Genomic DNA, 2,086 nt, shown 5'->3' on the forward strand with positions numbered 1-2,086 from the left:
CACCTGCCGCTCTCCGCCGAGGCGCAGGCCGAGGCCCGCATCCTGATGCTGTCTTCCAACAACATCCTGTCGCCGGCGTCGGGCCGTCCGCTGGCTATGCCGCGTCTGGACATGGTGACCGGCCTGTACTACCTGACCACCGAGATCCCCGGCGAGACCGGCGAGTACACGCCGGCCGCCAAGGACACCCCGGAGTCCGGCGCGTATTCGTCGCCGGCCGAGGCGATCATGGCGGTCGACCGCGGGGCGCTCTCGGTGCGCGCCAAGATCAAGGTGCGGCTCGACCAGCTGCGGCCGCCGGCCGAGGTGGAGACCGAGCTGTTCGGCGACAACGGCTGGCGCCCCGGTGATTCCTGGATGCTGGAGACCACGCTCGGCCGGGTGCTGTTCAACGAGCTGCTGCCGACGGGCTATCCGTTCGTCAACAAGCAGATGCACAAGAAGGTGCAGGCGACCATCATCAACGATCTGGCTGAGCGTTACCCGATGATCGTGGTCGCTCAGACCGTCGACAAGCTCAAGGACGCCGGCTTCTACTGGGCCACCCGTTCCGGGGTGACGGTCTCGATGGCCGACGTGCTGGTGCCGCCGAACAAGAAGCAGATCCTGGACGCCTACGAGGAGCGGGCCGACAAGGTCGAGAAGCAGTTCCAGCGTGGCGCGCTGAACCACGACGAGCGCAACGAGGCGCTGGTGGAGATCTGGAAGGAAGCGACCGAGGAGGTCGGCCAGGCGCTGCGGGAGCACTACCCGGCGGACAACCCGATCATCACGATCGTCGACTCCGGGGCGACCGGTAACTTCACCCAGACCCGGACGCTGGCCGGGATGAAGGGGTTGGTGACCAACCCGAAGGGGGAGTTCATCCCGCGTCCGATCAAGTCGAGCTTCCGCGAGGGCCTGACGGTGCTGGAGTACTTCATCAACACCCACGGCGCCCGAAAGGGTCTGGCCGACACCGCGTTGCGCACCGCCGACTCGGGTTACCTGACCCGTCGTCTGGTCGACGTGTCTCAGGACGTCATCGTCCGTGAGCACGACTGCGGCACCGAGCGCGGCATCATGGTCGACCTCGCCGAACGCGCGGCCGACGGAACGCTGATCCGCGACCCGTTCATCGAGACCTCGGCCTACGCGCGCACGCTGGTCGCCGACGCGGTGGACGGGAAGGGCACGGTGATCGTCGAGGCCGGCCACGACCTGGGTGACCCGTCGATCGAGGCGCTGCTGAACGCCGGCATCACCAGTGTGAAGGTGCGTTCGGTGCTGACCTGCGCCACCGGAACCGGGGTCTGCGCGATGTGCTACGGCCGGTCGATGGCCACCGGCAAGCTGGTCGACATCGGCGAGGCGGTCGGCATCGTCGCCGCCCAGTCGATCGGCGAGCCGGGCACCCAGCTGACCATGCGCACCTTCCACCAGGGCGGCGTCGGTGAGGACATCACCGGTGGTCTGCCCCGGGTGCAGGAGCTGTTCGAGGCGCGGGTGCCGCGCGGCAAGGCGCCGATCGCCGACGTCACCGGCCGGGTCCGGCTGGAGGACGGCGACCGGTTCTACAAGATCACCATCGTCCCCGACGACGGCGGCGAAGAAGTGGTCTACGACAAGCTGTCGAAGCGTCAGCGGCTGCGGGTGTTCAAGCACGACGACGGTTCCGAGCGGCTGCTCGCCGATGGCGACCACGTCGAGGTGGGCCAGCAGCTGATGGAGGGCTCGGCCGATCCGCACGAGGTGCTGCGGGTCCAGGGGCCCCGGGAGGTGCAGATCCACCTGGTCAAGGAGGTGCAGCAGGTCTACCGTGCCCAGGGTGTGTCGATCCACGACAAGCACATCGAGGTGATCGTCCGACAGATGCTGCGCCGGGTGACGATCATCGACTCGGGTTCCACCGAGTTCCTGCCCGGCTCGCTCACCGAGCGTGCCGAGTTCGAGACCGAGAACCGGCGGGTGGTGGCCGAGGGCGGCGAGCCCGCCGCCGGCCGTCCGGTGCTGATGGGGATCACCAAGGCGTCGTTGGCCACTGACTCGTGGCTCTCGGCGGCGTCGTTCCAGGAGACCACCCGGGTGCTCACCGACGCGGCGATCA

1 protein-coding gene is annotated in these 2,086 nt (G+C 68.2%); it reads left to right on the plus strand.

From position 1 onward, the window contains the following. Window positions 1-2,086 (plus strand): DNA-directed RNA polymerase subunit beta' (locus tag AC2VNT_RS06885; RefSeq protein WP_486946140.1); only part of this gene is annotated, 2,086 nt, incomplete at both ends.

This window comes from Mycobacterium sp. TH-M15, assembly GCF_057473705.1.